Consider the following 22,514-nt stretch of genomic DNA (forward strand, 5'->3'; position numbering starts at 1 on the left):
AGAGTCGTGGGCGCGGTTCGGCGCACCGGAGTGTGGTCTCCAGGCGGGCATCGTCGCAGGTCAGCGCCTCGAGTGCGGCGCCGCCAGACCCGAGCGACCGGGCACGTCCCGTCACCAGGTACGGAGAATCTGGATGAATGACTAGTCACAAAGGACTAGGCCGGGCTAGTCTTTCCTCAGTGCCATACGGGCCGACCATCTCGGGGGGATGGTCGGCCCGGCATCATTTTCCGGGACTTTCGCCCTACGGGAGCGGCGCGAATCCGGCCCGGTCCTGGGTCAGGGTCCACCCGTTGACCCGCCAGTCGGGCCCGTCCAGCACGTAGGTCGACGTCGTCGCGATGGTGAGCTTCTCGGCGACGCCCTTCCCCGGGTTCCAGACCGGCACGCCGGCCGACGCCTCGAGGCTGACCCGCAGCCGCGGTCGCGAGCCACCCCGCTCGAGGTCGACCCGGACGGTCGACCACGCGGGGTCGACCCACACCGCCCGGTCCGTGTAGCCGGTCTCGGTCCACGGCTCGCCGAAGAACTGGCGGCCGGCGCCGGGCCCGGGGCCGTCGAGCAGCACCAGTCCGGTCGCCTCACGCGCGGCGCTGCTGCGCGGCGCGGCGACGACCGCGTCGATCCGACCCGGGTAGGTCTCGGCGCGGCTCGCGTCCGTCAGGCGTGCCTCCGCCGGCGCGAAGTCCTCCCGGGCGTACGTCTGCCGCGGCAGGGAGAGGCGCGAGTAGCGCACGTCGAAGGTGAAGGCCACGGCGCTGCAGGCGGCGGCCCGGGCGGCCTCGTCGCCGACCTCGCGGGCGGCGGCCGCGGAGACGTCGGCCTGCACGGCGGGGCACCAGTCGACGACGCCTGCCGTCTCGGTCGTCGAGGCCGGACGGCCCGGCCAGACTCCGGCGACCGACGCGGGCGCCAGGGCCGCCGGGTCGGCAGGCGGTGGTTCGGCGGTGGGCTCGGCAGAGGGGACGCTCGACGACGGTGACGGTGAGGGGTCCGGGGCGGAGTCCGGTCGTTCGGTCCCGCCGGGGGTGACCAGCCCGATCGAGACGGCGACGAAGGCGATGAGGGACACGACCCCGACCAGCACCTTGACCGCGACAGATCTCACGGCGTCAGGATAGGGCCGGTCGGGGGCGCGCCTCGCGGTCGGCTCGACCGCGCTGGGCTCAGCCGCGGTTGAAGGTGCCCGGGTCCGGCCCCGTGCGGTGGCCGCGGTCCAGGGAGCTGATCTGCTCGATCTCGGCGTCGGTGAGCTCGACCTCGGTCGCGGCGAAGTTCTCGGCGACGCGCGACGGGGTGACCGACTTCGGGATCACGACGTTGCCGATCGCCAGGTGCCACGCCAGCACGACCTGGGCGGGAGAGGCGTCGTGCGCGGCAGCGATGCCGGTGATGACCGACTCCTCGAGCACCTCGCCCTGCGCGAGCGGGCTCCACGCCTCGGTCAGGATGCCGTTGGCCGCGTGGTACTCGCGCAGCGAGACCTGGGTCAGGGCCGGGTGCAGCTCGACCTGGTTGATCGACGGCGTCGTGAGGCCCTGGTCGGAGAGCGTCTGGAGGTCCTGGGCGCGGAAGTTGGACACGCCGATGGCCCGGACCCGGCCGTCGGCGTGCAGCTTCTCGAACGTCTTCCAGGTGTCGACGAACAGGCCGCGCTCGGGCGTGGGCCAGTGGATCAGGTAGAGGTCGAGCACGTCGAGCCCCAGGCGGTCCAGGCTCGCGTCGAAGGCCGCCAGGGTCTCGTCGACGCCCTGGTCGGAGTTCCAGAGCTTCGTCGTCACGAACACCTCGTCGGACGGCAGGCCGGACGCCTTGAGGGCGGCGCCCACGGCCTCCTCGTTGCCGTAGATGCGGGCCGTGTCGATGTGCCGGTAGCCGACCTCGAGGGCCGTCTCGACGGCCTTCTGGGTCTCCGAGGGATCGACCTGGAAGACCCCGAAGCCGAGCTGGGGGATCGTGACGGAGTCGTTCAGGGGAAGGTCGCGAATGGTCATGCCCCCACGCTAGGGCGTGGGTGGTGAGCCCGCCCGCGCGTCTCAGTCCAGGCGGGTGCCGGTCAGACCGTGGCCCACTCGGGGTTCCAGCCCTCGATCTCGTCGGCGCGACGCGAGGCCGGGCCGGTGTAGATCGCGGAGGGGCGGATCAGGCGACCCGTGCGCTTCTGCTCGAGGATGTGCGCGCTCCAGCCGGCGGTGCGGGCGGACGTGAACATCGCCGTGAACATGTGCGGCGGGATCTCGGCGTAGTCGAGCATGATCGCGGCCCAGAACTCGACGTTCGTCTCGAGCACGCGGTCGGGGCGGCGCTCGCGCAGCTCCTTGAGCGCGGCCTTCTCGAGCGCCTCGGCGACCTCGGCGCGGGGTGCCTTGAGCTCCTGCGCGGTGCGACGCAGCGTGCGCGCACGGGGGTCCTGCGCGCGGTAGACGCGGTGGCCGAAGCCCATGAGGCGCTCGCCGGAGTCGAGGAGCTTCTTGACGTACGCCTCGGCGTCGCCCAGCTTCTCGACCTCCTCGATCATCGTGAGGACGCGGGCCGGGGCGCCGCCGTGCAGCGGTCCCGACATGGCGCCCACGGCACCCGAGAGGGCGGCCGCGGCGTCGGCGCCGGTGGAGGCGATGACGCGGGCGGTGAAGGTCGAGGCGTTCATGCCGTGCTCGGCGGCCGAGACCCAGTAGGCGTCGATGGCCTTGACGTGGTCGGGGTTGACCTCGCCACGCCAGCGCTTGAGGAAGCGCTCGGTGACGGTCGAGCACTCGTCGATCTCGCTCTGCGGCACGAACGGCTGGCCGACGCCGCGGGCGGCCTGGGCGACGTAGGAGAGCACCATGACGGCTGCGCGGGCGAGGTCCTCGCGGGCCTGGACGTCGTCGATGTCGTAGAGCTGCTTCATGCCCCAGGCCGGTGCGGTCAGCGCGATGGCGCTCTGCACGTCGGCCCGGATGTCGCCGGAGTGAACCGGGATGGGGAACGGCTCGGCGGGCGGGAGGCCCGGCTCGTAGGCGCCGTCGACCAGGAGGCCCCAGATCTTCTCGAACGGCACGCGGCCGACCAGGTCGTCGATGTCGACGCCGCGGTAGCGCAGGGCCGATCCTTCCTTGTCGGGCTCGGCGATCTCGCTCTCGAATGCGATGACGCCCTCGAGTCCGTGGTGTACCTCAGTCATGGGGCTCATCGTGCCACCCTCGCTACGGTGTGGTCATGGTCACCCCCGAACTGTCCGCGATGCGGCGTGAGTACGGCGAGACGGGCCTCGACGAGCAGGCGGCCGGCACCGATCCGTACGTCCTGTTCGACCGCTGGCTCGCCGACGCGGTCTCGGCCGGCATCACCGAGCCCAACGCGATGGCCCTCGCGACGGCCACGACCGACGCAGTGCCGTCGGTCCGCATCGTGCTCCTGAAGTCGCTCGATGCCGCAGGCGCCGTGTTCCACACGAGCTACGCGTCGCGCAAGGGCACGGAGATCGCCGCGAACCCGCGGGCCGCGGCGGTCGTCCTGTGGCACGACCTGTCCCGGCAGGTCCGGCTCGAGGGCCCGGTCGCCCCGATCAGCGCCGAGGAGTCCGACGCCTACTTCGAGTCCCGGCCGCCGGGCGGGCGCATCAGCGCCGCGGCCTCGCCGCAGTCGCAGGTCGTCGCCGACCGCGCCGAGCTCGAGCGTCGGTGGGACGCCGTGGCCGCCTCCCCGTCCGCCGGCACCCGACCCGACACGTGGGGCGGGCTGCGGCTGCGGGTGGAGTCCTTCGAGTTCTGGCAGGGCCGACCGAACCGTCTACACGACCGCATCCGCTTCGTCGCCGAGGGCGACGCGTGGCGGCGGGAGCGTCTGGCGCCCTGAACCGGCCCTGAACGCGCCCTGCACCGGCTCTGCACCGGGAGTTCACCCGGTCGTCGACGCGCCGTCCGCCGGAGGACGCCCGGCGGGTGGAGGTTGGCCTCGTGCACGTCGTGTGGTCTCTCCTGGCGGGCCTGGGCATCGCCTTCGCGGAGTCCGGCCTCGGGATCGGCATGTTCCTGCCCGGCGAGACGGCGATCGTCGTGCTCACCGCGACGATGCCGACCTGGGAGCTCATGCTCCTGCTGGCCGGGCTCGTCGCCGTCGGAGCGTGCGCTGGTGACCACGTGGGCTACCTGCTCGGTCGGCGCTACGGCGACCGGCTGCGCACCCTCCGCCCGGTGCAGCGGCTCGGCGTGGAGCACTTCGACCGCGCGATGGACCTCATGCGTCGCCGCGGCGCTGTGGCCGTCTTCGGCACGCGTCTGCTGCCGGTGCTCCGCACCGTGACTCCCGCTGCCGCGGGAGCGTCGGGGCTCTCCTACCGCTCCTTCGTGCTGGCGTCGTTCGCCGGCTCCTGCACGTGGGCCGGCGTCTACGTGGGTGGGGGATCGGTCGTCGCGGTCGCTGCCGACGCCGCGGACGGGCTGCTCGGGCGTGCGGTGTGGATCGGTCTGGTCGTGGCGGTGCTGGTCGTGACCCCGATGCTCGTGGTGCGCGTCGTCGGAGGGGTCCGCCGCGTCGTGGCCGCGCCTGACGTGGTGTCGGCGGAGCGGGCGATCGACGCACCGCGGGCCCGCAGGTCGTCCTTCTCCCCGCTGATCGGCGAGATCCAGCTCTGACCGTCCCGCGGACGGGTCGTCACGCGGTGGTTGCAGGGTGCGACGATGCTGCGGTGGCTGAACGTACGCGGCGCGGTGCCGGGCTCCTGACCGACCTCCGGCCGTTGCGGCACTCCGCGGACTACCGACGGGTCTGGACCGGGCAGACGATCTCCAACATCGGCGCCCAGATGACGATCGTCGCGACGGGCTACCAGGTGTACCGCCTCACCGAGTCGTCCTTCGCCGTCGGCCTGATCGGCCTGAGCAGCTTGCTCCCTCTCGTGGCCGGCGGGCTGTACGGAGGCGCACTCGTCGACGCGTACGACCGGCGCACGGTCGCCCTGTGGTCGGCGATGGGGCTCTGGATCTGCTCGATCGCCTTCTTCGTGCAGGCCCTGCTCGGCAACGAGTCGGTCGGCCTGCTCTACGGGCTCGTCGCGGTCCAGTCGGCGATGTTCGCGGTCAACAACCCGGCGCGCGGCGCGATGCTGCCGCGCCTGCTGCCTCCCGAGCTGCTGCCGGCCGCCAACGCGCTGGGCATGGCGGCCTTCACCCTGGGGTTCTCGGTGGGTGCCCTGGGTGGCGGTGCCGTGATCGCCTGGCACGGCGTCGAGGCGGCGTACGGCGTCGACGTCCTGACGTTCACGGCCTCGCTCTACGCCCTGGTCCGCCTGCCGGCGATGCCCCCACCCAGTGGGGCGCCGTCCGTGCCGGGACTGCGGTCGGTGGTCGACGGCCTGACCTTCCTGAGGAGGGCGCCGAACGTGCGGGCCACGTTCGTGGTCGACATCGTGGCGATGGTGCTCGCCCAGCCGCGCGCCCTGATGCCAGCGCTGGCGCTGAGCGTGTTCGCGTCCTCGGCCAGCACCCTCGGACTCCTGCAGGCGGCGCCGGCCCTCGGTTCCTTCGCCGCGTTCCTCGTGTCCGGGTGGGTCAGTGGTGTGCGGCGCCAGGGCCTGGCCGTGCTGGTCGCGGTGGCGGTCTACGGGGCGGCGGTCGCCGTGGCCGGCTTCGCCGCGACGGGTGCGGCCGGTCTGCTGTGGCTGTGCGTCGGCTGCATCGCGGTCTCCGGCGGCGCCGACATGGTCAGCGCTGCGTTCCGCTCGACGATCCTGCAGACCGCGGCTCCCGACGAGCTGCGCGGCCGCATGCAGGGCATCTTCACCCTCGTCGTCGCGGGCGGGCCGCGCCTCGGCGACTTCCTGATCGGCGCGCTCGCGGCGGGCATGGGCGAGGGCGGCGCGATGGTCGTCGGAGGCTCGCTCTGCGTGCTGGTCGTCGGCGTGCTGGCGTGGCGTCAGCCCGGCTTCCGGGCCTACGACGCGCGCGAGCCGACGCCCTAGGAGCCGGTGGCGAGCTGGGCTGGACGAGCGGGGCTACGCGAACAGGGCGGGGTCGACCTCGATCCAGACCTGCTCGGAGCGACCGACAAGAGTGCCGTCCGGGCGGTGCAGCGCGGTCGAGGTCATGAACTTGCGACCCTGACGGTCGTCCAGGCGGCCGCTCGCGTGCAGGTCGTCGCCGGCGGCGACGGGCTCCATCAGCTGGGCGGTCATGCGCCCGAGCACCATGGTCTGGGCGGTGAAGTCGGCGGCCCACCCACCGGGACAGTCGAGCGCCGCCCAGGTCACGGGATCGGGGATCGCCCCGCCGCTGGCCAGGGCCGCGTGGGCGTGCCACGGTCCCGCGGTCCGGTCCGCGCCGACCGGGCCGGTGAACAGGCGCAGGCCGTCGCCCTCCTCGCGGGCGGTGCCGCAGGTGAAGCAGCGGTCGAACGGGTGGTCGTGGAAGCCGGGGTAGCTCGCGAGCCCGGCCGCGACCAGGTCGGCGTCGGGGAACGGCAACGGCTCCCGCTCGAACGCGCCGGGGGACGCCGTGCCGATGAGTGCACCGCCGTGGGTCTCGAGGCGGACCTCCTGGCCGGAGCGCTCCCACGCCAGGGGCACGTCGAGCGGCGGGGGAAGCCGGAGCATCGAGGTCACGGGTCCGTCCGTCGGCACCTGCTCACCGATGAGACCGCAGACGTAGCCGCCGTTGCCGGAGTGGTCGGGCCCGTTGAAGCGCGCCGGGATCGTCACCATGCGACCACGCTAGTGGGGCGCACGGCCGATCCGGTCACCGGATCTCGTCGTACCGGGCGAGCGCCTCGGTCCTCTCCTCCGCGTGGTCGACGACCGGGGCCGGATAGTCGGCGGGCGGCGCCGGGGCCTTCCACGGCTCGTGCACGTAGCGGGTCTCGACGTCCCTCAGCTCCGGCACCCAGCGCCGCACGTAGGCGCCCTCCGGGTCGAACTTCGCGCCCTGGGTGGTCGGGTTGAACACGCGGAAGAAGGGCGAGGCGTCCGTGCCGCAGCCAGCCGTCCACTGCCACCCGTGCTGGTTGGAGGCGAGGTCGCCGTCGACGAGCCACTCCAGGAAGTGCCGCGCGCCGTGGGTCCACTCGACGTGGAGGTCCTTGACCAGGAAGCTCGCCACGATCATGCGCACGCGGTTGTGCATCCACCCCTCGCCGCGCAGCTGCCGCATCCCGGCGTCGACGATCGGGAAGCCGGTCGTGCCGTCCTGCCAGGCCTTGAAGCCGTCGCCCGGCGCGTCGTACCGCATGGCCTCGAACTTGCGGTCGTAGTAGCCGCTCGCCGAGTCGGGACGGTGGTGCAGGACGTCGGCGTAGAAGTCGCGGAAGGCGAGCTCGCGCGCGTAGGCATCGGCGCCCGCGGAACGGCGCTCGGCGAGGTCGGCGAGCATCGTGCGGGGATGGATCGTGCCCCACTTCAGGTGCGGCGACATCCGGGACGTCTCGTCGCGTCCGGGCAGGTTGCGCACGTCGTCGTAGGCGCCGACGTCGTCGACCCAGGAGTGCCAGCGCCGCCGTGCCGCCTCCTCGCCGAGGGCGGGCAGCTCCAGGCCGTCGGGCAGGGACACGTCCGGGATCCGGTGCGTGCGGCCCTCGGGGCGGATCCACGGGGCAGACCGCACCGCCGGGGCCGGAGCACGCCAGCCGTGCTCGCGCCAGGCCCGGTAGAAGGGGGTGAAGACGCGGTAGGGGCTGCCGTCGGACTTCGTGATGCGACCGGGGGAGACGGCGTACGCCGAGCCGGTGCGCACGAGGGGCACGTCCTGGTCCGCGAGAGCCTCCTCGACCGCGCGGTCGCGCGCCGCGCCGTACGGTCCGTGGTCGCCGCTGACGTGCACCGAGGCGGCCTCGACGGCGCGGGCCACCCGCGGCACCTCGGTGCGCGGATCGCCGTGCACGACGTGCAGCCCGTCGATGCGCTCGGACATGTCGCGGAGCACCGCGACGAGCCCGGCACGCCGGACGGGACCGGCCGCCTCCCACAGCTTGTCGTCCAGCACGAACAGCGGCACGACGCCGTCGGGACCGGCCTCGACGGCCTCGCGCAGGGCCGGCTGGTCGTGCAGTCGCAGGTCGCGACGGAACCACATCACGGAAGTTGTCACCGGCCCATCGTGCGTGCTTGCTCCGCGTCGCGCACCTCATGGAAGAATGAGTCTCGTGAGCGACCTGATCGACACCACCGAGATGTATCTCCGCACGATCTTCGAGCTCGAGGAGGAGGGCATCGTCCCTCTGCGCGCCCGGATCGCCGAGCGCCTCCACCAGTCGGGACCGACCGTGAGCCAGACCGTCGCGCGCATGGAGCGCGACGGGCTGCTGAGCGTCGAGGGCGATCGCCACCTGGAGCTGTCCGACAAGGGCCGTCAGCTCGCGACCCGCGTGATGCGCAAGCACCGCCTCGCGGAGCGACTCCTGACCGACGTGATCGGGCTCGAGTTCGAGTTCGTCCACGAGGAGGCCTGCCGCTGGGAGCACGTGATCTCCGAGCAGGTCGAGCGTCGCCTCATCGAGCTGCTCGAGCACCCGACCGAGTCGCCCTACGGCAACCCGATCCCGGGCCTGTCCGAGCTGGGCGAGGACGTCGACGACGGTGACTTCCTGGAGGGTGTGCAGTCGCTGCCCCGCGCGGTCTCCGGCCACGACGAGCCCCAGCGGCTCGTCGTCCGCCGCATCGCCGAGGAGATCCAGAAGGACACGCAGGTCATGTCGGTCCTGCGCCGCGTCGGTGCCCTCCCGGGCAACGACGTCCTCGTGAGCCGCGGCCACGACGGGGTCGTCATCGCCCGCCAGGGCGAGTCGGCCGAGATCGACCACGACGCCGCGGTGCACATCTTCGTCTCCAGCTGAGACGGCACGCGGCTCGGCCCGTGGTCACCGCACGGGAGTCAGGCCTTCTTGGGGAACCAGGGGATGAAGCCGCTCGTCCGGCGGACGTACTCGTCGTAGCCGGGCTTGGACTTCTTCATGCCCTTCTCGTTGTTCGCCGCGCCCGTGACCTTCGTCAGGAACACCGTCATGGCGACCGGGCTGATCACGGTGGCGATCCCGACCCACGACGACGCCGCGACGAGCCAGAGGCCGGCCCACACGCACGCGTCACCGAAGTAGTTCGGGTGGCGGGTGAAGCGCCACAGCCCCTGGTCCATGAGCTGGCCGCGGTTCGCGGGGTCGGCCTTGAACCGGGCGAGCTGGGCGTCGCCGACCGACTCGAAGACGAAGCCGAGCAGCCAGACCGCCGCACCCACGCCGACGAGCCACCACACGGGATCCTGCGTGCCGGCGCCGACCATGAGAGGCGTCGCGACGAGGTACATCGCGATGCCCTGGGGCAGGAAGACCCGCTTCAGCGCCACCTCGGCGAAGGACCGTCCGTCCTGCTCGGCCAGCTCGGCGTAGCGCGGGTCCTCGCCCTTGCCGTGGTTGCGGCGGTGCAGGTAGCCCGCGAGGCGCAGGCCCCACACGGCGGTGAGCCCGGCCAGCACCCACGGCAGCACCGGGTCGGTGTCGCCGGACAGTGACACGAGCGCACTGGACAGACCCACGGCGACGAACCCGAGCGGCCACAGGGTGTCGACGATCGTGAGCCGCTCGGTGCGCTTCGCGCTGGTCAGGCCCGCGGCCATGACGGCCACCACGACGACCAGCCCGACCCCGAGAGCGGTCAGGCTGACCGTGACGTCAGCGCTCATGCCAGCCAGGCGAGCTGCGAGGTCGGCATGTCGCTGACACCGGCCGGCGAGGGCTTGACCGCGACGACCTGGTCGACGCCCATGCGGTTCTCCTCGAACGCCAGCGCTCCGCCGACGAGGTAGAGGCGCCAGACGCGGGCCATCTCCTCGCCCACGAGCGCCACCGCGGTGCCCCAGTTCTGCTCGAGGTTCGCGGCCCACCCGGCGACGGTCTCCGGGTAGTGCTCGCGCATCGCCTGCACGTCACGGATCTCGAGCCCGGCGCCCGCGATGAGCTCGAGCGTGCGGTGCAGCGGCTTCATGTGCATGTCGGGCGCGATGTAGGTCTCGATGAACGGACCGCCACCGGGGCGGTCGCCCTTCGCGCCGTTGCTGCGCGACATCTGCTGGATCATCACGCGACCGCCGGGGCGGAGGTAGCGGTAGATCGAGGAGGTGAAGACCTCGTACTCCGCGTCGCCGACGTGCTCGCCCATCTCGACCGAGGCCACCGCGTCGATCTCGCCGTCGCCGACGCCGGCGCCCGAGAGGTCGCGGAAGTGACGCAGGCTCACGTTGACGCGGTCACCCACGCCCCGCTCGGCGGCCCGCTTGTGCACGAAGTCGCGCTGCTCGCTCGACAGCGTCACGCCGGTGACTCGGACGCCGTACTTCTCGGCGGCGTGCAAGGTCAGGGAGCCCCACCCGCAGCCGATGTCGACCAGGTGCATGCCGGGCTCCAGGCCCAGCTTGCGGCAGATCAGGTCGAGCTTGGCGACCTGCGCCTCGTGCAGCGACCACGACGGTTCGCGGTGGTAGCCGGAGGAGTAGGCCATGGTCTCGTCGAGGATGAGCTCGTAGAAGTCGTTCGACAGGTCGTAGTGGTGGCTGATGGCCGCGCGGTCACGCTCACGGCTGTGCAGGTCGCCCGTGAGCACCGCCTCCGCCTGCGGGATCGCGGGACGGCGACCGACCAGGCGGTACCGGGCGGCGAGGCCCAGCGCGCGGGCGACGTGCTTCGGGCGCACGTCGGGTCGTCCGGCGTCGGGGTCGGAGGCACGGGCCACGCGGACGGCGTCCCACATGACGCGCAGGCCGTCGCCGAGGTCGCCCTCGACGTCGAGGTGACCCTGCACGTAGGCGCGGGCGATGCCGAGCTCGCCCGGCTGCCACAGGACGTGGCGGATGGCGGCACGGTCGCGGATGACGACGACGGGTCCGTCGGCGGGTCCGGCCTCGGAGCCGTCCCAGGCTCGCAGGCGGATCGGGAGGGAGAGGCCGAGGACGTCCTCGGCGAGGGCGAGAAGGCGAGAGGCTGCAGTCACCGCACCATTCCACCGTGTGCGTGCTGTTCGCGCCAACTGAAATCGTCGGTCCCCCGCAGTGTGTCGGCCCCCGGTGGCATCATGGAGGCATGAACGGGGAGGGTCGATCCACCGGCCGCCGCACCTGGGCCGGACGCCTGCGCGCCTGGGTCGACCGCACAGGCTCGGAGATCCTCGGCTGGGTGCTCATCCCGGTCGGCATCGTGCTCATGCCGCTGCCCGGTCCCGGCATGCTCATCATCGTCGGCGGCTTCGCGCTGCTGGCCCGTCACTACTCGTGGGCCCGCCAGCTGCGCGACCGCCTGCAGGTCAAGGCGGTCGAGGCCGCCCGGTACGGCGTCGCCACCTGGCCCCGCATCGTGGCCAGCGCCTTCGGCGGGCTCTGGCTGCTGGCCGTCGGCGTCGTCTGGATCGTCGGGCCCACCATCCCGGAGTTCGAGGTCCTCAACGTGGGCTTCGGGCCCGAGCTGCCGGCCCAGGGCTGGGTCACGGGCATCGGCGTGATCGTGTCGGCTCTGGTGGCCTGGGGACTCCTGGTCTACAGCTTCGTCAGGTGGCGTGAGCCCGAGACCCCGGTGCTCCCACCCGCCGTGGCCGACGTGATCGAGCCGGTGGAGCCGGCCGAGGCGTGACGCTCCTCCACGACCGGTTCCCCGAGGCCGACCTGCCGCACGTCGCGCTCGGCACGCGCCCCACGCCGGTGCGGCGCCTCGAGGGGTGGGGCGGCGAGGTCTGGCTCAAGGACGAGAGCGTCTTCGGTGACGGCGACTGGGGCGGCAACAAGGTCCGCAAGCTGGAGTGGATCATCCCCGAGGCGCACCGCCGGGGCCGGCGCACGCTGTTCACGGTGGGCGGCATCGGCACCCACTGGGGCCTGGCCGCCGCCCTCTACGGGCGCGAGCACGGGCTCCGCACGGTGCTCGGGCTGGTCGACCAGCCCGTCGACGACCACGTGCGCGACCAGCTGCACCGGCTCGAGGCCAGTGGCGCGCTAGTGCACCGTTACCCGTCGGTGGGCCGGCTCAAGCTCGCGGCACCCGGGCTGCTGTGGCGCCATCGCGAGGGTCTGCGCCTGCCCTACTACCTGCCCGCCGGTGGGTCGTCGCCCGTCGGCACGCTCGGCTACGTCGACGCAGGGCTCGAGATCGCCGAGCAGGTCCGGTCAGGCGCCCTGCCGGAACCCGCGGTGGTCGTCACGGCGGTCGGCTCGGCCGGCACGGCAGCCGGTCTGACGGTCGGGCTCGCCCTCGGCGGGCTGTCCTCGCAGGTGCTGGGCATCGTCGTGAACGACGCGTTCCGCCTCGACGCCGAGGTCGTGGCCACGCTCGCGAACGGCACGGTCGAGCTCCTGCAGCGCCGGGGCGCCACGATCGACCACGTCGTGCACGAGTCCGATCTCACCACGACCGACGCCTATCTGGGGCAGACCTACGGCGCGACGACGCCCGAGGGAGTCGCGGCGCTGGAGTCCGCCCGGGCCGACGGCCTCGAGCTCGAGCCCGTGTACACCGCCAAGGCCTTCGCCGCGGTGCGCGACGTCGCGTCGCGCACCGCCGGCCCCGTCCTGGTGCTGAACACGCACGGGCCCCGCGGCCCGGGTGCGATCAGCTGACGCGGCGCTCGCGGATCAGGTGGTCCCGCTCGTCGACGGTCAGGCCGCCCCACACGCCGTACGGCTCCCGCGCCTTGAGGGCGTGGTCGCGGCACTGCTCGAGGACGGGGCACCGGCCGCAGACGGCCTTGGCGCCCTGCTCGCGCAGCTGCTTGGCAGCTCCGCGCTCAGCCTCGGGCGAGAAGAAGACGGACGAGTCGAGGCCGACGCAGGCCCCGGAGTGCTGCCATTCGTAAACCTCGATCAGAGGCATGGGAAGTCGCTTGAGGTTCGGCATGTCTGAGGCCCCCCTGGTCTCACAACCGTGCTCCGTTGGCCGATGTGGCCGCGGTTCCGTTGCGTTCGAAACCGATTCATAACCTACTCAGAACTTGTTCAGAAGTGCAAGGTGTCTGAACAAGTTTTATGGTCGGAGTGCGTCGTCGACCAAGGGGAGGCCGCCATGGCCAGCCGGAGCAAGCGCGCGAAGCCCGACGGACTCACGTGGGGGGTGAGTGCAGCAGCCGACCAGCTCGGTGTCGCCGCGTCGACCCTGCGCACCTGGGACCGCCGCTACGACGTGGGGCCGGCCGTCCGCACGGTCGGGGGTCACCGGCGCTACAACGCCGACGACATCGCCCGTGTGCGCCGCATGGCCGAGCTCATCGACGGCGGCGCCACGCCGGAGTCGGCGGCGCGGGTCGTGCTGGACGACGAACCGCCCGTGGGATGATGAGGCGATCGCCCGGTCCGGAGAGCCAGGGCCGGTGATCCCCCGCCCCCGTAGCTCAGGGGATAGAGCAACGGTTTCCTAAACCGCAGGTCGGAGGTTCGAATCCTCTCGGGGGCACCGCGCGTGGTGGTCGACAGCCCTCGGACCTCGTGAGACAGAGCAGCGGTTGTCCTCAACCGCAGGTCGGAGGTTCGAATCCTCTCGGGGGCACCGCGCGTGAGGCGGACCTAGTCCGGGACGAACTCGAGCAGGTCGCCCGGCTGGCACCCCAGGACGCGGCACATCGCCTCCAGCGTGCTGAAGCGGACCGCCTTGGCGCGGCCGTTCTTGAGCACCGCGACGTTCGCCGGGGTCAGGCCGACGGCCTCGGCGAACTCGCCGACCCCCATCTTGCGCCGGGCGAGCTGCACGTCGATGCGCACGACGATCGCCATCAGATCACCGCGTCCATCTCGGTGCGCAGGGTGCACGCCCGGCGCAGCAGCGTGCGCATCACGACCAGCAGCAGCCCGGCGACCGCACCCAGCAGCACCACCAGGAACAGCAGGAGCGGCAGACCCGGGTCGTCGGCCGTGAAGCCGACGGCGAGGAAGACGCCCACCAGCACGACCCAGGCGGCGGTGACCGCCCCGATGATCGTGTCGACCCAGGCGAACGCGGCCTCGCTGAAGATGTCGTCGCGGGTCACGAGCGTCAGCAGGCGCCACGTGCAGACCACGACGACCTGCACGCACAGGATCCAGAAGGCGGCGAGCCCGGTGAGCGGCCAGCGCAGCCAGGCCTCGTCGGGCGACTCCTGGGCCTGGTGGGCGAACTGGCCGGGGAAGGAGAACAGCTGCAGCACGAGGAGCAGCAGGAGCAGCGCGGCCAGGGCGGTCTTGACGGCGACGATCGCCGCACGGTCTCGGGTCATGCATCGATGATCGACCATTATCTATCGAATATCAAGAGGTGGGGTTCATGGCGTGCTCCTGCTGCGCGTCCGGCAGACTGGTGCCATGGGGACGAGAAGGTGGCTCGCTCGAGGCCTGGCGGCGGTCAGCGTCGTGGTCATGCTCGCGGCCTGCACCTCGGGCCCCGACACGAAGGACCAGGGCGAGGAACCGACGTTCCCGCCCACGGGTCCGTGCGAGGTGGCCTCGGAGCGCGGTGACGTGGTGCACAAGGTCGACGTCGGAGGCGACGAGCGCGAGTACCTGCTCTATGCCCCCAAGGGGCTCCCGACCGACGAGCGCATCCCCGTCCTCTACCTGTTCCACGGCCTCGGGCAGGAGCCGGAGGAGGCGGTCGCCTACGCCGGTCTCGACGAGGCGGCGGCCGAGTACGGCCTCATCATCGTGGCCCCGCGCGGCACCGGCGACCCGGTCGGCTGGGACCTCGACGCAGGTCTCGACGACCCCGAGTCCGACCTCGCGTTCGTGGACGCCGTGACCACGGCGGCCGTGGAACGGCACTGCGGCGACCCGGAGCAGCAGTACGGGGTGGGCATCTCGAACGGCTCGGCGCTGATGTTCAAGGTCGCGTGCGAGGGCGACGCCCCGTTCGTCGCGTTCGCCGGCGCGGCCTACATCTCGTACGGCGAGGAGTGCGGCAGCGCCCCGCCGTCGTCCTTCATCTACTTCCACGGCACGGCCGACGCGATCGTCCCCTACAGCGGCGGCCAGACGGCGATCGGTCCGGTGGCGCCGGTCGCCGACACGCTGCAGCAGTGGATCGCCCACGACGCGTGTGGTGAACCGACCGACGAGGTGCTCGCGAAGGACGTCCAGCAGTTCGAGTGGGCCTGTCCGGAGTCCCGGATCGAGGCCTACGTGATCGACGGTGGAGGGCACACCTGGCCCGGCGCGCCCGAGCTGCCCGCGGCAGGCGTCACGACCCGTTCGATCGACGCGACCGAGGAGGTCATCACCTTCTTCGGCCTCGACGACCGGAAGTGAGCACAGGCGGTTCGCGTAGGATCGAGGATCCGCGCAACCCGGTCTGGAGGTGAGTGGTCCGATGCAGGTGTTCGTCACCGGGGCGTCAGGCGTCGTCGGCCGCGCTGCCGTCGCCGCACTGCTGGACGCCGGGCACGAGGTCACTGGCCTCGTCCGTTCCCGTGAGGCCGCCCGCACCGTGACCGACCTGGGAGCCCGTCCCGTCTCGGCTGAGCTCTTCGACGTGCAGGAGCTGGCCGAGGCGATGCGAGGCTGCGACGCCGTCGCCAACCTCGCCACCAAGGTGCCGGTCGGCTCCGCCGCCCTGCGGCCCGGTTCGCTGCGCGAGATCGACCGCCTCCGCATCCGGGGCTCCCGCATCGTGGCGGCCGCGGCCCGCCGCGCCGAGGTCAGCGTCCTCGTGCACCAGAGCCTGAGCTTCGTCTACGCCGACGCCGGTGAGGACTGGATCGACGAGGACGGCCTGGTCGAGGTCTCCCGCGCCACCGAGCCGATCGTCGTCGCGGAGGACCACATGGCCGGGTTCACGCGTGACGGCGGGCGGGCGGTCTCGCTGCGCCTCGGCCTGGTCACCGGCACCGATCCGAACACGCGTTGGCAGGTGCGGCGGGCCGCCTCGGGTCGCGCCTTCACGCTCGGCGACCCGCGGTCCTGGATGCACGTCGTGCACCCGTCCGACGTCGGCACCGCGGTGGCCCACGCCCTGCAGGCGCCGGCCGGGATCTACAACGTGGGGGCCGAGCCGGTCCGCCGCAGTGAGTTCGCGGGGGTCGTCGCCGAGGTCGCGGGCGGCCCGCCGCCGCGGCCCCTGCCGTCCTGGGTCAGGCGGGTCGGGGCCGAGAAGCTCGAGATCCTCACACGATCGCAGCGCGTCAGCTCGCAGCGCTTCGCCGACGTGACGGGGTGGGCGCCGGCGTGGCCGACGCTCGGCACGGGCTGGCTCACGACTCCCGCCCAGGAGCGGGCCCGTGGCTGACGCCGAGAAGGCGACCCCCTCCGCGGAGGAGGCGCGCCGGGCCCGACTGCGCCGGGCGGCCGAGCTGCTGGGTGACCTCGAACCGGGTGGCACCCGCGACGACACCGACGCCGGCTGGGGCGAGAACCCCGGCGGCAACGACGACGACCTGCGTCGCAACGTCCCGCCCCACCACGGCTGACGTGCGACGGGACCGGCCCGAGGGCCGGTCCCGTGCTCGTGCGTGGCTGGTGCCGCGGCGACTCAGAGGTCGCGGCGGGCCACCAGGGCGTCGCGGATCTCGCGCAGCAGCTCGATGTCCTCGGCCACGCCGGTGGGCTCCGGCTCCTCGCCGCGGGCTCGGAGCTCGTTGAGCTTCTTCATCGGGACGACGATCGCGAAGTACACGACCGCAGCGGTCAGGACGAACGTGATGACGGCGTTGATGAACGCGCCGTAGGTGAAGACCTGGCCGTTGACCGTGAAGGTGCCGCCGTCGACACCTCCGCCGCCGACCAGGCCGATGAGCGGATTGATGAACGAGCCGGTGAACGCAGCGACCAGCGCGGTGAACGCAGTACCGATGACCACGGCGACCGCGAGGTCGACGATGTTGCCGCGAAGCAGGAAGTCCTTGAAACCCTTGATCATGTCGCACCCTTCGAGATGGTTGAGGTCGGGAGAGCGGGCTGCGGGAAGCCCTGATCCGCCAACGTAGCCCAGACCCGTGGCACCCCACACCCCTGCTCAACGGGCGATCAGCGTGAGTCCGGCCTCGAGCCCGGCGGCGGCCAGGGTGGTCGCGATCTCGCCGGCAGCGACGAGCCCGACGGCGTCGCCGGCCTCGTCGAGCCGGGTCGCGGCGGGGAGGGTCGCCACGACCGCCCCGCGGGCGACGACCGACGGCGACAGCTCGCCCGCGGGATCGATCGCGACGACGTCGACGCGGTCACCGACCCGGAGCCCGCCGACGACGGCGGGGTCCGCGACCCGCACCGTGACGAGGGCCGGGTCGTCGACGCCGAAGCCGACCAGGTCGCGCGCGTCGACCACCCGGCGGTCGGTCACGACCTCCCCCGCACGGACGGGACCGGCGAGCGGGCGGCCGACGGCTGCGCTCACGACGGTGAGTGCACCGTCAGGCACCGCCGCTCGCGGCAGGTCGACCGTGTCGAGGTGCTCGGCGGTCAGCACGGTGCCGGCGTCGAGGTCGTCGCGCACCACCACGGCCTCGCGGCTGTCGCCGTCCTGCTGGAAGGACGCGGTGACGAGCAGCACCGCCAGGCCGGCGCAGACCGCGGCGAGCAGGCGCCGATGGGCGAAGACGAGGCGGTCGAGTCGATCCATCCCGGCAGGCTAGGTGCGGCCGGCCGATCCGTGCTGACGTCGTCCACAGGGCGTGGACCGAGGGGTCAGGCCGCGGAGCCCGAGCCCCCGGAGCCGCCGGACGACGTGGAGCCCGAGGACGGGGTGGAGGTCGAGGCCGACGACGAGCCGCTCGAGCTGGAGCTGCCGGAGTCGGACGACGACGACCCGGATCCGGATCCGGAGGATCCGGGTGACGACGAGGTGCTGGTGCCGCGGGAGTCGTTGCGGTAGAAACCGGACCCCTTGAAGACGACGCCGACGGCGTTGAAGACCTTGCGCAGCCGCCCCTGGCAGACGGGGCAGACGGTCAGCGCATCCTCGCTGAAGGACTGCTGGACCTCAAGGCCTTCACCGCACTCGGTGCACTGGTACTGATAGGTGGGCACTGGTCTGACTCCGACACTCATGACGACTCGTGGACGTTGCCGCTCAAGGGTACAGTTGGCGCCACTGTGAACGAGCCTCCGAGTACCGTCACCGCCCCTTCCGCCGGCCGTGGTCGCACGGGGGAGGGTCGGTCGTGACCGAGCTCGTGCTCCTCGGGGTCGCCGTCCTGCTGATGTTCGCGTGCGGCGTGTTCGTCGCCGCCGAGTTCTCCTTCGTGACGGTCGACCGCGCCGCGGTCGAGCGCGCGGTCCAGGAGAACCGTCCCGGGGCCGCCGGCACCCGCAAGGCGCTGCGCACCCTCTCCACCCAGCTGAGCGGCGCCCAGCTCGGCATCACCATCACGAACCTCGCGATCGGCTACCTGGCCGAGCCCGCGATCGGCAGCCTTCTGCGCGGTCCCTTCGAGGACCTCGGTCTGAGCGGCGGCGGGCTCAGCTTCGCGTCCTACTTCGTGGCCCTGGCGCTCAGCACCTTCGCCACGATGCTGATCGGCGAGCTGATCCCCAAGAACATCGCCCTGGCCGTGCCCATGGCCGCCGCCCGCTGGACCCAGCTGCCGCAGCGGTGGTTCACCAAGGCCATGGCCTGGCCCATCCGCTCGCTGAACGGCACCGCCAACGCGATCCTGCGGTCGTGGGGCGTCGAGCCGCAGGAGGAGCTGAGGTCCGCCCGCTCTCCGCTCGAGCTCCGTTCCCTCGTGCTGCGCTCGGCGCAGGAAGGGGCGATGGACGACGACACCGCCCGGCTGGTCGCCCGCAGCATCACGTTCGGCGACCGCACGGCTGCCGACGTCCGCACCCCACGCGTGCGGGTCACGTTCCTGGAGGGCCGCGACACGGCCTCCGCCGTGATCGAGGCCGCCCGCTCGACGGGGCACTCCCGGTTCCCGGTCATCGGCAAGACCCCCGACGACATCGTCGGCGTGGTGCACGTCAAGCACGCCGTCGCCGTGCCGGTCGACCGTCGTCGCTCCACGCGCATCGAGGACATCTGCGCGCCGGCCGCGACCGTCCCGGACAGCCTCGAGCTCGACCCCCTGCTCGCCTTCCTGCGCGACCAGGGCATGCAGATGGCCGTCGTGCTCGACGAGTACGGGGGCACCGACGGCGTCGTGACGCTGGAGGACCTGGTCGAAGAGATCGTCGGCGACATCGCCGACGAGCACGACCGGGGCGCGGCCACGAGCCGCCACCGCACCGACGGCACCTGGTCGCTGTCCGGCCTGCTCCGCCCCGACGAGATCTTCGAGCAGACCGGCATCCCGCTGCCGGAGGGCCCCAACTACGAGACCGTCGCCGGCCTCGTGATGCAGGAGCTCGGCCGCCTCGCCCAGCGCGGCGACGTCGTGACGCTGATGGTCGACCCGACGCCGGAGGACGAGGACGACGAGCCCGAGCCGCTCCCCGTCGTGCTGACCGTCGACCGCGTCGACGGCCGCCGCATCGACCGCCTCACGATGACCGCCGAGCGTCCGGAGCCCCCGGCCCCGGTCGTGCGCTCACGGGCCGACGCCGAGGGGACGCGCCGATGAACATCTGGCTCGGTCTCGCCGTCACGGTCCTGCTGCTGGCGTTCAACGCCCTCTTCGTCGCCTCGGAGTTCGCCCTGCTCTCGGCGCGGCGCACCCAGCTCGAGCCCGCCGCGGCGCAGGGCTCACGCACCGCGAAGCTGGCCCTGCGGGCCATCGAGAACGTCTCGCTGATGATGGCCGCCGCGCAGCTCGGCATCACGATCTCGTCGTTGCTGCTCGGCGCCGTCAGCGAGCCGGTCATCGCCCACGCGCTCGAGCCCGGCTTCGACGCGCTCGGCGTGCCCGAGGTCCTCGTGCACCCGATCTCCTTCGCGATCGCGCTGACCCTCGTGGTCTACGCGCACGTCGTGATCGGCGAGATGGTGCCGAAGAACCTCGCCCTGGCGGCGCCCGACAAGGCCTCCCTGCTGCTGGGCCCGTTCATGCTGGCGGTCGTCGCGGTGCTCAAGCCCATCGTGCTGGCCCTCAACGGCATCTCCAACGTCACGCTCCGCCTCCTGCGCATCGAGCCCAAGGACGAGGTGGCCTCGACCTTCTCGCACGACGAGGTCGCCGACCTCGTCGAGGAGTCGCGGCGCGAGGGCCTCCTCGACGACGACGAGTACGAGCTGGTGCAGGGCGCGCTGGAGTTCCAGGGCGGCACGATCGACCAGGTCGTGCTCCCCACGGACGTGCTCGTCACGATCGACCGGCACGCCACGGCGGCCGACGTCGAGGTCGCCTGCGCCGAGTCGGGGTTCTCGCGGTTCCCGGTGCGCGACGAGTCGGGCGAGCTCACGGGCTACCTGCACCTCAAGGACGCGCTCGAGACCGACGACGAGGCACGCGGCCGCGTCATCGCCGACAAGTGGGTCCGCCCGCTCGTCACGGTCCCCGTCGGAGCCGGGCTGTTCGACGCGCTGCGGCTCATGCAGTCCCGCGGCTCGCACATGGCCCGGGTCGCCGACCAGCAGGGGCACGTCGTCGGCGTCATCATGCTCGAGGACGTCCTCGAGGAGCTCGTCGGCGAGATCCGCGACGTGCAGCGCGCCTGAGGCCGCCGGTCAGCGCTCTGGTCGAAAGACCCCGCCGGGGGTGAGCACGAGGTCGACCGGCACGTCGTGCGACTCGTGCGGGACCTCCGCAAGCAGCTCGTCGGTGAAGACCACGGCGCAGAGCAGCGGACGCGGCCGGTCGGACCGCGCGACCACCTCGGCGAGCGCGCGGTCGTAGTAGCCCGCGCCTCGGCCGAGCCGGCGCCCGTGGTGGTCGACCGCCAGTGCCGGCACGAGCACGAGGTCCAGGTCGCCCAGCGGCGAGGCGGGCAGGGGCTCGGCGACCGGCTCGTCGACCCCGATCGCGGAGCGCACCGTCTCCGCCTGCGGGTCGTGGGACACCCAGGCGAGCGTCCCGTCGGGGCGCGTGACGGGCACGACGACCTCGGCGCATGCCGCGCGCAGGTCGGCCAGGAGCGGTCCGGTGGGCGGCTCGCCCTTCATCGACAGGTATGCGGCGACCCGACGGGCGCCCCGAAGGGCCCGGTCGCCGGAGAGGTGGGCGGCGATCGCCTGTCCGGCGTCCGCCAGCGCGGCGTCGGTGCGGCCGCGGCGCGTGGCGAGCAGGATGCGACGTAGGTCATTCTTCGCTGAAAAGGTGGGACCCACGCTGCGACGCTATCGTGTCGGCGTGGACGGATTGGTGGAAGCGCAGCGGAGGATGAGTGACGCGGGCGTGCCCCAGCAGGCGATCGACGTCTTCACCCATTACTACGACCAGCTGCAGGCGGGCGCGACCGGGATGATCCCGGAGGCCGACGTCGAGCCGCTGACCGGGATCGAGCGGGCCGCGACGCTCGAGGTCGACCCCGAGGCCGTCCGCACCGCGGCCGACGCGACCGTCGTCATCAAGCTCAACGGCGGCCTCGGCACCTCGATGGGCATGGACCGTGCCAAGTCGCTGCTGCCCGTGCGCCGCGGCATGACGTTCCTCGACATCATCGTCGGCCAGGTCGAGCACGTGCGGAAGGCGTACGACGTGCGGCTGCCGCTGATCTTCATGAACTCCTTCCGCACGCGCGACGACACCCGGGCCGCGCTGGCCGGGCATCCCGGCATCGAGGTCCCCGGGCTGCCGATGGACTTCGTGCAGAACCTCGAGCCGCGGCTCCGCGCTGACGACCTCACCCCCGTCGACTGGCCGGCCGACCCCGAGCTCGAGTGGTGTCCGCCCGGGCACGGCGACCTCTACACGGCGCTGCAGACCTCGGGGATCCTCGACCAGCTCCTCGACGCGGGCTACCTCTACGCGACGGTCTCGAACTCCGACAACCTCGGTGCGGCTCCCGACCCGGAGATGATGGCGTGGTTCGCCAGGTCCGGCGCCCCGTACGCGGCCGAGGTGTGCCGCCGCACGCCCGCCGACGTCAAGGGCGGCCACCTCGTGGTGCGCCGCAGCGACGGTCGCCTCGTCCTGCGGGAGACGGCGCAGACCCCGTCCGAGGACGCCGATCAGGCCTCCGACCTCACGCGCCACCGCTACTTCCACACCAACAACCTGTGGTTCGACCTGCGGGTGCTCAAGAAGACGCTCGACGAGCGCCAGGGCATCCTCGGCCTCCCGCTGATCCGCAACCGCAAGGTCGTCGACCCCGCCGACCCGACGTCGCCGGAGGTCATCCAGATCGAGACCGCGATGGGCGCCGCCGTGCAGGTCTTCGACGGTGCCACCGCGATCGAGGTCGACCGCGCCCGCTTCCTGCCGGTCAAGACGACCAACGACCTCCTCCTGCTGCGCTCCGACGTGTACGGCGTGGGCGACGACTTCCGCGTCCGCGCCACCACCTCCCCGCCGCTGGTCGACCTCGACAAGCGGTACTTCGGCACGATCGCCGACTTCGAGGCCCGCTTCCCGCACGTGCCGTCCCTCGCGTCTGCGGAGCGCTTCACGGTGCGGGGCGACTGGAGCTTCGGAGCCGACGTCGTCGTCGCCGGGGAGGTCGTCCTGGAGGACGACGAGACCACCGCGAAAACAGGCGACGCGCCCGGTCGGGCCGCACGGGTCGCGGAGGGCACCCGGTTAGGCTGAC

27 protein-coding genes and 2 tRNA genes are annotated in these 22,514 nt (G+C 72.3%); 15 read left to right on the plus strand and 14 right to left on the minus strand.

The window, feature by feature from the left end; translation table 11 throughout:
* Window positions 1-244: 244 nt before the first annotated feature.
* The 3 genes from LO931_RS16240 to LO931_RS16250 all read right to left on the minus strand — a co-directional run bounded on the left by LO931_RS16240 (window position 245) and on the right by LO931_RS16250 (window position 3,163).
* On the minus strand, window positions 245-1,108 hold the full coding sequence (locus LO931_RS16240) for a hypothetical protein (protein WP_229054910.1): 864 nt from the start codon (window positions 1,106-1,108) through the stop codon (window positions 245-247).
* Window positions 1,109-1,166: 58 nt separating this feature from the next.
* On the minus strand, window positions 1,167-1,994 hold the full coding sequence (locus tag LO931_RS16245) for an aldo/keto reductase (protein ID WP_229054911.1): 828 nt from the start codon (window positions 1,992-1,994) through the stop codon (window positions 1,167-1,169).
* 62 nt (window positions 1,995-2,056) lie between these two features.
* Window positions 2,057-3,163 carry a citrate synthase 2 gene (locus LO931_RS16250; RefSeq protein ID WP_229054912.1) on the minus strand — a complete coding sequence of 369 codons (1,107 nt, stop codon included), beginning with the start codon at window positions 3,161-3,163 and terminating at the stop codon, window positions 2,057-2,059.
* A gap of 35 nt (window positions 3,164-3,198) precedes the next feature.
* Between LO931_RS16250 and pdxH the strand changes: the two genes are divergently transcribed.
* From pdxH to LO931_RS16265, 3 genes are all read left to right on the plus strand, one after another.
* Complete coding sequence (gene pdxH, locus LO931_RS16255; protein ID WP_229054913.1) at window positions 3,199-3,837, plus strand: pyridoxamine 5'-phosphate oxidase; 639 nt, start codon at window positions 3,199-3,201, stop codon at window positions 3,835-3,837.
* Between the two features lie 101 nt (window positions 3,838-3,938).
* Window positions 3,939-4,616, plus strand: a complete 678-nt coding sequence (locus LO931_RS16260; protein ID WP_229054914.1) for a DedA family protein — start codon at window positions 3,939-3,941, stop codon at window positions 4,614-4,616.
* A 53-nt stretch (window positions 4,617-4,669) separates the two neighbouring features.
* Window positions 4,670-5,941: an MFS transporter gene (locus LO931_RS16265; protein ID WP_229054915.1), complete on the plus strand. Its 1,272-nt coding sequence runs from the start codon at window positions 4,670-4,672 to the stop codon at window positions 5,939-5,941.
* Between the two features lie 33 nt (window positions 5,942-5,974).
* Here LO931_RS16265 and LO931_RS16270 read toward each other — a convergent pair whose 3' ends face one another.
* Both LO931_RS16270 and LO931_RS16275 read right to left on the minus strand, forming a co-directional pair.
* Complete coding sequence (locus tag LO931_RS16270) at window positions 5,975-6,679, minus strand: hypothetical protein (RefSeq protein ID WP_229054916.1); 705 nt, start codon at window positions 6,677-6,679, stop codon at window positions 5,975-5,977.
* Between the two features lie 34 nt (window positions 6,680-6,713).
* Window positions 6,714-8,057 (minus strand): deoxyribodipyrimidine photo-lyase, encoded by a 1,344-nt coding sequence (locus LO931_RS16275; RefSeq protein WP_229054917.1) that lies wholly within the window; start codon window positions 8,055-8,057, stop codon window positions 6,714-6,716.
* Between the two features lie 55 nt (window positions 8,058-8,112).
* Between LO931_RS16275 and LO931_RS16280 the strand changes: the two genes are divergently transcribed.
* Window positions 8,113-8,802, plus strand: a complete 690-nt coding sequence (locus LO931_RS16280; protein ID WP_229054918.1) for a metal-dependent transcriptional regulator — start codon at window positions 8,113-8,115, stop codon at window positions 8,800-8,802.
* A gap of 38 nt (window positions 8,803-8,840) precedes the next feature.
* Here the strand turns inward: LO931_RS16280 and LO931_RS16285 are convergent, their stop codons facing one another.
* Both LO931_RS16285 and LO931_RS16290 read right to left on the minus strand, forming a co-directional pair.
* Window positions 8,841-9,644 carry a DUF1295 domain-containing protein gene (locus tag LO931_RS16285; protein WP_229054919.1) on the minus strand — a complete coding sequence of 268 codons (804 nt, stop codon included), beginning with the start codon at window positions 9,642-9,644 and terminating at the stop codon, window positions 8,841-8,843.
* Complete coding sequence (locus LO931_RS16290) at window positions 9,641-10,948, minus strand: cyclopropane-fatty-acyl-phospholipid synthase family protein (RefSeq protein WP_229054920.1); 1,308 nt, start codon at window positions 10,946-10,948, stop codon at window positions 9,641-9,643. Before LO931_RS16290 ends, LO931_RS16285 begins: the two co-directional genes overlap by 4 nt.
* Before the next feature lie 89 nt (window positions 10,949-11,037).
* Between LO931_RS16290 and LO931_RS16295 the strand changes: the two genes are divergently transcribed.
* Both LO931_RS16295 and LO931_RS16300 read left to right on the plus strand, forming a co-directional pair.
* Window positions 11,038-11,580 (plus strand): PGPGW domain-containing protein, encoded by a 543-nt coding sequence (locus LO931_RS16295; RefSeq protein WP_229054921.1) that lies wholly within the window; start codon window positions 11,038-11,040, stop codon window positions 11,578-11,580.
* Complete coding sequence (locus tag LO931_RS16300; RefSeq protein ID WP_229054922.1) at window positions 11,577-12,560, plus strand: 1-aminocyclopropane-1-carboxylate deaminase/D-cysteine desulfhydrase; 984 nt, start codon at window positions 11,577-11,579, stop codon at window positions 12,558-12,560. Before LO931_RS16295 ends, LO931_RS16300 begins: the two co-directional genes overlap by 4 nt.
* Here LO931_RS16300 and LO931_RS16305 read toward each other — a convergent pair.
* Window positions 12,553-12,813: a WhiB family transcriptional regulator gene (locus tag LO931_RS16305; RefSeq protein ID WP_370636158.1), complete on the minus strand. Its 261-nt coding sequence runs from the start codon at window positions 12,811-12,813 to the stop codon at window positions 12,553-12,555. The genes LO931_RS16300 and LO931_RS16305 overlap by 8 nt on opposite strands.
* A gap of 189 nt (window positions 12,814-13,002) precedes the next feature.
* Here LO931_RS16305 and LO931_RS16310 point away from each other — a divergent pair, with 189 nt between their 5' ends.
* The 3 genes from LO931_RS16310 to LO931_RS16320 all read left to right on the plus strand — a co-directional run bounded on the left by LO931_RS16310 (window position 13,003) and on the right by LO931_RS16320 (window position 13,482).
* Window positions 13,003-13,272 (plus strand): MerR family transcriptional regulator, encoded by a 270-nt coding sequence (locus LO931_RS16310; protein ID WP_229054924.1) that lies wholly within the window; start codon window positions 13,003-13,005, stop codon window positions 13,270-13,272.
* Window positions 13,273-13,316: 44 nt separating this feature from the next.
* Window positions 13,317-13,389: transfer RNA gene (locus tag LO931_RS16315), tRNA-Arg, on the plus strand.
* Window positions 13,390-13,408: 19 nt separating this feature from the next.
* Window positions 13,409-13,482 (plus strand) — tRNA-OTHER (locus tag LO931_RS16320).
* A gap of 17 nt (window positions 13,483-13,499) precedes the next feature.
* Here LO931_RS16320 and LO931_RS16325 read toward each other — a convergent pair.
* Together LO931_RS16325 and LO931_RS16330 are read right to left on the minus strand one after the other, a co-directional pair.
* Window positions 13,500-13,706: a helix-turn-helix transcriptional regulator gene (locus tag LO931_RS16325; protein ID WP_229054925.1), complete on the minus strand. Its 207-nt coding sequence runs from the start codon at window positions 13,704-13,706 to the stop codon at window positions 13,500-13,502.
* Complete coding sequence (locus tag LO931_RS16330) at window positions 13,706-14,185, minus strand: DUF2975 domain-containing protein (RefSeq protein WP_229054926.1); 480 nt, start codon at window positions 14,183-14,185, stop codon at window positions 13,706-13,708. Before LO931_RS16330 ends, LO931_RS16325 begins: the two co-directional genes overlap by 1 nt.
* 85 nt (window positions 14,186-14,270) lie before the next feature.
* Here LO931_RS16330 and LO931_RS16335 point away from each other — a divergent pair, with 85 nt between their 5' ends.
* From LO931_RS16335 to LO931_RS16345, 3 genes are all read left to right on the plus strand, one after another.
* Window positions 14,271-15,209, plus strand: coding sequence for a PHB depolymerase family esterase (locus tag LO931_RS16335; protein WP_229054927.1), 939 nt, complete (start codon window positions 14,271-14,273; stop codon window positions 15,207-15,209).
* Between the two features lie 61 nt (window positions 15,210-15,270).
* Entirely contained in the window at window positions 15,271-16,185 is a 915-nt protein-coding gene (locus LO931_RS16340) for an NAD(P)-dependent oxidoreductase (RefSeq protein ID WP_229054928.1), read from the plus strand.
* The gene (locus tag LO931_RS16345) at window positions 16,178-16,366 is read left to right on the plus strand and encodes a hypothetical protein (protein WP_229054929.1); all 189 of its coding nucleotides are present in this window, start codon (window positions 16,178-16,180) and stop codon (window positions 16,364-16,366) included. Before LO931_RS16340 ends, LO931_RS16345 begins: the two co-directional genes overlap by 8 nt.
* 62 nt (window positions 16,367-16,428) lie before the next feature.
* Here LO931_RS16345 and mscL read toward each other — a convergent pair whose 3' ends face one another.
* From mscL to LO931_RS16360, 3 genes are all read right to left on the minus strand, one after another.
* The gene (mscL, locus tag LO931_RS16350; RefSeq protein ID WP_229054930.1) at window positions 16,429-16,815 is read right to left on the minus strand and encodes a large conductance mechanosensitive channel protein MscL; all 387 of its coding nucleotides are present in this window, start codon (window positions 16,813-16,815) and stop codon (window positions 16,429-16,431) included.
* Window positions 16,816-16,911: 96 nt separating this feature from the next.
* Entirely contained in the window at window positions 16,912-17,511 is a 600-nt protein-coding gene (locus LO931_RS16355) for an SAF domain-containing protein (RefSeq protein WP_229054931.1), read from the minus strand.
* Between the two features lie 65 nt (window positions 17,512-17,576).
* Window positions 17,577-17,918, minus strand: a complete 342-nt coding sequence (locus LO931_RS16360; protein WP_304523526.1) for an FmdB family zinc ribbon protein — start codon at window positions 17,916-17,918, stop codon at window positions 17,577-17,579.
* A 134-nt stretch (window positions 17,919-18,052) separates the two neighbouring features.
* Here LO931_RS16360 and LO931_RS16365 point away from each other — a divergent pair, with 134 nt between their 5' ends.
* The gene (locus LO931_RS16365; protein ID WP_229054933.1) at window positions 18,053-19,450 is read left to right on the plus strand and encodes a hemolysin family protein; all 1,398 of its coding nucleotides are present in this window, start codon (window positions 18,053-18,055) and stop codon (window positions 19,448-19,450) included.
* Complete coding sequence (locus tag LO931_RS16370; protein WP_229054934.1) at window positions 19,447-20,484, plus strand: hemolysin family protein; 1,038 nt, start codon at window positions 19,447-19,449, stop codon at window positions 20,482-20,484. The genes LO931_RS16365 and LO931_RS16370 overlap by 4 nt, the downstream gene beginning before the upstream one ends.
* A gap of 9 nt (window positions 20,485-20,493) precedes the next feature.
* Here the strand turns inward: LO931_RS16370 and LO931_RS16375 are convergent, their stop codons facing one another.
* The gene (locus tag LO931_RS16375; RefSeq protein WP_229054935.1) at window positions 20,494-21,093 is read right to left on the minus strand and encodes a 5-formyltetrahydrofolate cyclo-ligase; all 600 of its coding nucleotides are present in this window, start codon (window positions 21,091-21,093) and stop codon (window positions 20,494-20,496) included.
* A gap of 52 nt (window positions 21,094-21,145) precedes the next feature.
* Between LO931_RS16375 and LO931_RS16380 the strand changes: the two genes are divergently transcribed.
* Window positions 21,146-22,513, plus strand: a complete 1,368-nt coding sequence (locus tag LO931_RS16380; protein ID WP_229054936.1) for a UTP--glucose-1-phosphate uridylyltransferase — start codon at window positions 21,146-21,148, stop codon at window positions 22,511-22,513.
* Window position 22,514: the final 1 nt, after the last annotated feature.

Source organism: Aeromicrobium sp. Leaf350 (assembly GCF_916858655.1).
Classification (GTDB): Bacteria; Actinomycetota; Actinomycetes; order Propionibacteriales; family Nocardioidaceae; genus Aeromicrobium.